This is a genomic window from Kitasatospora griseola (assembly GCF_014648555.1).
Lineage (GTDB): Bacteria > Actinomycetota > Actinomycetes > Streptomycetales > Streptomycetaceae > Kitasatospora > Kitasatospora griseola.
Genome location: NZ_BMRI01000003.1, coordinates 190,956 through 197,844, shown reverse-complemented (window position 1 = coordinate 197,844; position 6,889 = coordinate 190,956). Strand labels below are relative to the sequence as shown.

Genomic DNA, 6,889 nt, shown 5'->3' with positions numbered 1-6,889 from the left:
GCGGCGCTGTGGGTGGAGACCACGCCGTTCAAGGAGTCGGACCCGGGGCTGCCGGTGGCGGGCCGGGCGGCCGAGCTGGCCAAGGAGTACAAGGCGCTGTCCACGAAGTGGCTGCGCAAGCGCGGGGCGTGGCAGATCGTCGACCGGGTGGCGGCGATCGAGGACATCGGCGAGCTCGCGGACAACATCGGGTACGCGCCGTTCGCCACCGCCGAGCAGAAGCTGAAGGTGCTGCTGGAGGCGGACCGGCCGGCCCGGCTGGAGTACGCGCTGGGGCTGCTGCGCGAGCACCTCGCGGAGGAGGAGGTCAACGACACCATCCGCAAGGACGTCGAGGACGGCGTCGCCAAGCAGCAGAAGGAGTTCCTGCTGCGCCGCCAGCTGGAGGCCGTCCGCAAGGAGCTGGCCGAGCTGAACGGCGAGGCGGGGCTCGGAGGCTCCGAAGACGCTGACTACCGGGCCCGGGTGGAGGCCGCGACGCTGCCGGAGAAGGTGCGGGAGGCGGCGCTCAAGGAGGTCGACAAGCTGGAGCGCTCCAGTGAGCAGTCGCCCGAGGGCTCGTGGATCCGCACCTGGCTGGACACGGTGCTGGAGCTGCCGTGGAACGAGCGCTCCGAGGACGCGTACGACCTGGCCGGTGCGCGGGCCGTGCTGGACGCGGACCACAACGGGCTGGCGGACGTGAAGGACCGGATCGTCGAGTACCTGGCGGTGCGCAAGCGCCGGGCCGACCAGGGGCTGGGGCAGATCGGCGGGCGGCGCGGGGGCGCGGTGCTGGCGCTGGTCGGCCCGCCCGGTGTCGGCAAGACCTCGCTGGGCGAGTCGGTGGCCCGGGCGATGGGCCGGTCGTTCGTGCGGGTGGCGCTCGGCGGCGTCCGGGACGAGGCGGAGATCCGCGGCCACCGGCGGACGTACGTGGGCTCGATCCCCGGTCGGATCGTCCGGGCGATCAAGGAGGCCGGGACGATGAACCCGGTGGTGCTGCTGGACGAGATCGACAAGGTCGGGTCGGACTACCGGGGCGACCCGGCGGCGGCGCTGCTGGAGGTGCTGGACCCGGCGCAGAACCACACCTTCCGGGACCACTACCTGGAGGTCGAGCTGGACCTGTCGGACGTGGTGTTCCTGGCCACCGCCAACGTCATGGAGGCGATCCCGGAGCCGCTGCTGGACCGGATGGACGTGGTCCGGCTGGACGGCTACACCGAGGACGAGAAGGTCGCCATCGCCCGCGACCACCTGCTGCCCCGCCAGCTCGCCAAGGCGGGCCTGGCCGCGGAGCAGCTGACGGTGGACGAGGCGGCGCTGCGCCGGCTCGCCGCCGAGTACACCCGGGAGGCGGGCGTCCGGAACCTGGAGCGGGCGATCGCGCGGATCCTGCGCAAGGTCGCGGCGCAGACCGAGCTGGGCGAGCGCGAGCTGCCGGCCGCGGTCGGCGCGGACGACCTGCGGGCGCTGCTGGGCCGGCCGCACCACGTGCCGGAGGCGGCGCAGGAGCCGACCGAGCGGCGCACCGCGGTGCCCGGGGTGGCGACCGGGCTGGCGGTGACCGGGGCCGGCGGTGACGTCCTCTACATCGAGGCGTCGCTGGCGGACGCGGAGACCGGCTCGACCGGGCTGACGCTGACCGGGCAGCTGGGCGACGTGATGAAGGAGTCGGCGCACATCGCGCTCTCCTACCTGCGGTCGCGCGGCGCCGAGCTGGAGCTGCCGGTGACGGGCCTGCGCGAGCGGGGCATCCACCTGCACGTGCCGGCCGGCGCGGTGCCGAAGGACGGTCCGAGCGCGGGCATCACGATGACCACGGCGCTGGCCTCGCTGCTGTCGGGGCGCAAGGTGCGCACCGACGTGGCGATGACCGGCGAGGTGTCGCTGACCGGGCGGGTGCTCCCGATCGGCGGGGTCAAGCAGAAGCTGCTGGCCGCGGACCGGGCCGGGGTCACCACGGTGATCATCCCGAAGCGCAACGAGGCGGACCTGGACGACGTCCCCGCCGAGGTGCTGGAGCGGCTCACGGTGCACGCCGTCGCCGACGTGCGGGAGGTGCTGCGGCTGGCGCTGGAGCCGGCCGAGGTGCTGGTCGCGGCGGCCTGAGGACGGCCGGGGCCCTCGGAGTGTCCACTCCGAGGGCCCCTGGTGGTTGGCGATCCGGGCCCGTGGCAGACTTCCCGCATGCCGTCCCCTACACAGCGCGCGCTGACCGCTATCCCGGAGCAGTTCCGCCCGTTCCTGGTCAAGCACCGCAAGTTGGTCAAGTTCCTCGTCGTCGGAGGAACCTGCTTCCTGATCACCATGGTGATCAACTTCGCTCTGAAGATGACCGTCTTCGAGTCGAAGCCGGTCATCGCGCTGACCATCGCGACCGCGCTCGCCACTGTGGTGTCGTACGTGTGGAACCGCCAGTGGTCCTTCCGGGCGGCCGGCAAGCAGCGCGAGGCGGTGCTGTTCCTGGTGGTCAGCGCCCTCGCGGTCGGCGTGAACGACCTTCCGCTGGCGGCCTCGCGCTACGTGTTCGACCTGCGCTACCCGGACGTCAGCAAGTTCACCCAGGAAGTCGCCGACTTCGTCAGCGGCATGCTCATCGGCACCCTGGTGGCGATGGTGTTCCGCTACTGGGCGATGAACCGCTTCGTGTTCACCCGGCTTTCCGACCGGGTGACCAACCAGGAGCAGGGGCGGGAGCCCGAGCGGGTCTGACCCCTGCCCTGTCCGTGACGGCCGCTCACACCTCGTTCGGGGTGGGGCGGCCGAGGAGCGGTCGGCGGGCCGCCGCGACGTAGGTCACCGCGACGCCGAGGACGGCCCAGACCGCCAGCACCGTCAGCGGCAGCGCCATCGCGGAGGAGCCCAGGTAGGCGATGGAGCGGGTGGCCGAGGTGCCGGCGCCGTTCGGGATCCACTCGCCGATCGCCCGCCAGAACGTGGGCAGCAGCGGCGGCGGGTAGACGCCGCCCGCGCTGGGGTTGCCCAGCACCACGAAGATCAGCACGGCCACGCCGATGCCGATGATGTCGAACAGACACTGCAGCGCCATGGTGACCGCGCCGACCGAGAACACCACGAGTGCGCCGATGGCCGTCAGCGCCAGGATCGAGCCGGGCAGCGCGTTCAGGATCGGGCCGGTGATCAGCGTGCCGCCGAGGCCCGCGGCGATCGAGTACAGCGCCAGGGTGCCCAGGCGCACCGTGGCCCGGTTGGTGTTGGCGGGGCGGGCGCCGGCGCTGACGCCGAGGATCGAGGCGACCAGGTAGCCGCCGACGCACCAGCCGACCACCAGGTAGAAGCTCGACAGGCCCTTGCCGTCGCCGGCGGCCAGCGGAATGGTGTCCTGCACCTCGACGGTGCGGTGCTGGGCGGCCGCGACCTTGGTGACGATCAGCTCGGCGGCGCCGGACGCGGCCGGGCCGCGGGCCTCCGCGACCAGCAGGGTGTCCTGGGTGCCGGCCGGGTCGAACACCCAGGCCGCGTAGATCTTCTGGTCCTTGATCCGGGCCTTCGCGGTCTCCGCGTCGGGCTCGACGGAGGCGCGCACGGCCTCGTTCGGGACGGACTCCAGGGCGGCGGTCAGCTTCGGCGCGACCTCCGGCGGGGCGACCACTGCGATGGACAGCTGGTGCGGCTTCGGCTGGTGGAGCGCGCCCACGTACGAGGTGATGAAGCCGAGCTGCAGCAGCAGGACGGCGACGACCAGGAGGAACGCGCGTGGTGTCACCGCGTCCTTGAGGTCGTTGACGAATCCCTTTGCAGGCTCTGCCATGCGGGGCATCTCCCTATCAATCCGGTGCCAGTACGCAAAACGGATACTTCATATCATGAAACAGTTACCCGCCGGGGGAGGCGCCGCCTGCGCGATACTGAGCGCCATGAACGACCCCGTGGCGCAGCCGGACGCCTCCGAACTGGCATTTCTCGCGGTCGAGCGCGAGGTGGCGACGCTGTTCCGGCGCAGCCGGGCGCGGGCCTCCGAAGTCTCCCGGCTGGTGCACCCGGAACTGGAAGCCGGGGCGTACGTCCTGCTCTCCTTCATCCGGGAGTCCGGGCGGGCCCGGGTGACCGACATCGGGCTGCACTTCGGGGTGGGCAAGGCCACCGTCAGCCGGCAGATCCGGGCGATCGAGGAGCTGGGCCTGCTGCACCGGGAGACCGATCCGCTGGACCGGCGGGCCTCGCTGGTGTCGCTGACCGAGGAGGGCGAGCGGCGGTTCGCGGCCGCCCGGGAGGTGCGGATGGCGCGGTTCCGGGCCTCGCTGGCGGCGTGGGAGCTGGGTGAGCTGGAGCAGTTCGCGCGACTGCTGGAGCGGTTCAACGAGCTGACCGAGGGGGTCTGAGCGGGGCGTCGGGAGGGTTTCTTTACTTGGGCTTGAAGAAAGTTGCCTTAGTCAACTATCCACGTATAGTTGCTTGAGGCAACGAATCATCAGTCGAAGGAAGCGCATGTCGACGACCCACCCGACCGCCCCCCAGGCCCAGATGTCCCACCGTCAAGTGCTCGAAGCCCTCTCGGGCCTGCTGCTCGGCCTGTTCGTGGCCGTGCTGTCCTCCACGGTCGTCTCCAACGCGCTTCCGCGGATCCTCAACGACCTGCACGGCGGCGAGTCCGCCTACACCTGGGTGGTCACCGCCGCCCTGCTGTCGATCACCGCCGCCACCCCGCTCTGGGGCAAGCTCTCCGACCTGGTCAGCAAGAAGCTGCTGGTCCAGATCGCCATGGTGATCTACGTGCTCTCCTCGGCGCTGGCCGGCCTGTCGCAGAGCATCGGCATGCTGATCTTCTGCCGGGTGCTGCAGGGCATCGGCGCCGGCGGTGTGATCGCGCTCGGCCAGATCTGCCTGGCCGCGATGGTCTCCCCGCGGGAGCGCGGACGCTACAGCGGCTACTTCGGCGCGGTCTTCGCGCTCGCCACCATCGGCGGCCCGCTGATCGGCGGCGTCATCGTGGACACCTCCTGGCTCGGCTGGCGCTGGTGCTTCTACGTTGGCGTCCCGTTCGCCCTGCTCGCCATCCTGGTGCTGCAGCGCACCCTCAAGCTCCCCGAGCAGACCGTCCGCAAGCCGAAGATCGACTACCTGGGCGCGGTGCTGATCACCGCCTCGGTCAGCCTGCTGATGATCTGGATCTCGCTGGCCGGCAAGAACTACGACTGGGTGTCCTGGCAGACCGCGGTGATGGTGCTCGGCGGCCTGGCGCTGGCCGGACTGTTCGTCGCCGTCGAGAAGCGCGCCGCCGAGCCGCTGATCCCGCTCGACCTGTTCCGCCACCGCACCGTCGCGCTCGCCTCGGTGGCCTCCGCCTTCGTCGGCGTCGGCATGTACGGCACCACCACCTTCCTCGGCCAGTACTTCCAGCTCGCCAAGGAGAAGACCCCCACCCAGGCCGGCCTGCTCACCCTGCCGATGATCCTGGGCCTCGCGGTCTCCTCCACCGTGGCCGGCAAGCTCATCACCAAGTACGGCAAGTGGAAGGGCTACCTGGTCGGCGGCACCGTCCTGCTCGCCGTCGGCCTCGGCCTGATGGGCACCGCCCGGGCCGACACCTCCTACGCGCTGCTCGCCCTCTACATGGCGATCGCCGGCGTCGGCCTCGGCCTGACCAGCCAGAACCTGGTGCTCGCGGTGCAGAACACCGTCCCGCGGCACGAGCTCGGCGCGGCCAGCTCGGTGGTCACCTTCTTCCGCACCATGGGCGGCGCGATGGGCGTCTCCGCGCTCGGCGCGCTGCTCGGGCACAAGGTCGCCGCCTACCTGGCGGAGAACTTCGCCAAGGCCGGCCTGCCGGCCGCCGCGGGCGGCGGGGACGGCATCCCCGACCTGTCCAAGCTGCCCGCGCGGATCGTCCCGCTGGTCACCGACGCGTTCGGGCACGGCGTCGGCACCGTGTTCCTGGTCGCCGCCCCGTTCGCCGTGGTCGGCTTCCTGCTGGTGCTGTTCATCCGCGAGGTGCCGCTGCGCACCGCCGCCGACGAGAAGCCCGCCGCGGAGCCTGTGGAACTGGTCGCCGACTGAGCCGCGCGTCGACATGCGAGAAGGGCTCCCGCCGAGGTGGCGGGGGCCCTTCGTCGGATCGGGGCCCGGGCGGGCCGCCGGGGTTGCGGAGCCGTGGCCCGTGGCCGGGCGGGCCGCCGGGCAGCCATCGGTGTGGCGTCGGCGCGGACGGCCGCGAAGGGTGCAGGGTGCCGGGGTGGATTGCCTCGACGGATGGCGAGATGGGCGGCCTGCGTGCCGTCCCGGCCGTGCGGGTCGGGGCCTGGTGGGCGATTGGTCGCGTGTCGACAGGTGGACGGACTTCCAGCGGGCCGGCCGCGGTGGCTGGAGCGCTCGGTGTCCCGACCGTAAGGGTGCGGCCGATGGTCGGTCGGGCTGCCGCCGGGAGTGCGAGAAGGGCCCCGGCCGGGTCGGCCGGGGCCCTTCTCGGGGTGCGGTGCTACTTGGCGGCGATCAGCGAGATGCCGTAGCCCACCGCCGCCGCGCAGGCGGCGAAGCACAGGACCGCGGCCGCCAGGGCCGGGGTGCCCTTGCCGGTGCCGGCCTCGACGGCCGCCTCCCGGCGGGAGAGTGCCAGGTTGCCCAGGGCGAAGACGGTGACGACGGCGAGGGTGACGGTCAGGCTGACGCCCGCGGTCTCGGCCAGAGCGGCCCACTTGATGTGCATGGTCGTTGTCCTCTCAGGCCGCGATGGTGGTCTGGCCGGTGGTGGTGCCGGTGACCGGCAGGTCGACCGTGGTGCTGTCGCTGTCGCTGTCGCTGTCGTTCACGTTGTCGGCGTGCACCGGCTGGCGGCGGGAGATCAGCCACATCGAGCCGGCGCCGAGCACCAGCGCGACGCCGACCACGGCCACGCCCCAGTTGCCCTGGTCGGCGACCAGCGCGGCCAGCCCGGACACCACGGCGG

At 72.0% G+C, this 6,889-nt stretch carries 5 protein-coding genes and 2 pseudogenes; 4 read left to right on the top strand and 3 right to left on the bottom strand.

Going from position 1 to position 6,889, the window contains the following annotated elements:
• The coding region (gene lon, locus IEZ12_RS05055; RefSeq protein ID WP_229847253.1) for an endopeptidase La at positions 1 to 2,094 on the top strand (2,094 nt) is incomplete at its 5' end.
• Between the two features lie 78 nt (positions 2,095 to 2,172).
• Entirely contained in the window at positions 2,173 to 2,697 is a 525-nt protein-coding gene (locus IEZ12_RS05050; RefSeq protein WP_189271005.1) for a GtrA family protein, read from the top strand.
• A gap of 25 nt (positions 2,698 to 2,722) precedes the next feature.
• Here the strand turns inward: IEZ12_RS05050 and IEZ12_RS05045 are convergent, their stop codons facing one another.
• Positions 2,723 to 3,757 (bottom strand): ABC-2 transporter permease, encoded by a 1,035-nt coding sequence (locus IEZ12_RS05045; RefSeq protein ID WP_229847252.1) that lies wholly within the window; start codon positions 3,755 to 3,757, stop codon positions 2,723 to 2,725.
• A gap of 106 nt (positions 3,758 to 3,863) precedes the next feature.
• Here IEZ12_RS05045 and IEZ12_RS05040 point away from each other — a divergent pair, with 106 nt between their 5' ends.
• Entirely contained in the window at positions 3,864 to 4,328 is a 465-nt protein-coding gene (locus tag IEZ12_RS05040; RefSeq protein ID WP_043915996.1) for a MarR family winged helix-turn-helix transcriptional regulator, read from the top strand.
• 106 nt (positions 4,329 to 4,434) lie between these two features.
• Positions 4,435 to 5,988: pseudogene (locus tag IEZ12_RS05035) on the top strand (MDR family MFS transporter); the annotation flags it as partial.
• Positions 5,989 to 6,421: 433 nt separating this feature from the next.
• On the opposite strand, the gene IEZ12_RS05030 reads toward IEZ12_RS05035, so the two are convergent.
• Both IEZ12_RS05030 and IEZ12_RS37720 read right to left on the bottom strand, forming a co-directional pair.
• Positions 6,422 to 6,649, bottom strand: coding sequence for a hypothetical protein (locus IEZ12_RS05030; RefSeq protein WP_189271002.1), 228 nt, complete (start codon positions 6,647 to 6,649; stop codon positions 6,422 to 6,424).
• Between the two features lie 13 nt (positions 6,650 to 6,662).
• Positions 6,663 to 6,889, bottom strand: a pseudogene (locus IEZ12_RS37720) (inorganic phosphate transporter); the annotation flags it as partial.

Coding starts and splice junctions, on each gene's coding strand:
- IEZ12_RS05050 (WP_189271005.1), top strand. CDS start 2,173: ATGCCGTCCCCTACACAGCGCGCGCTGACCGCTATCCCGGAGCAGTTC.
- IEZ12_RS05045 (WP_229847252.1), bottom strand. CDS start 3,757: ATGGCAGAGCCTGCAAAGGGATTCGTCAACGACCTCAAGGACGCGGTG.
- IEZ12_RS05040 (WP_043915996.1), top strand. CDS start 3,864: ATGAACGACCCCGTGGCGCAGCCGGACGCCTCCGAACTGGCATTTCTC.
- IEZ12_RS05030 (WP_189271002.1), bottom strand. CDS start 6,649: ATGCACATCAAGTGGGCCGCTCTGGCCGAGACCGCGGGCGTCAGCCTG.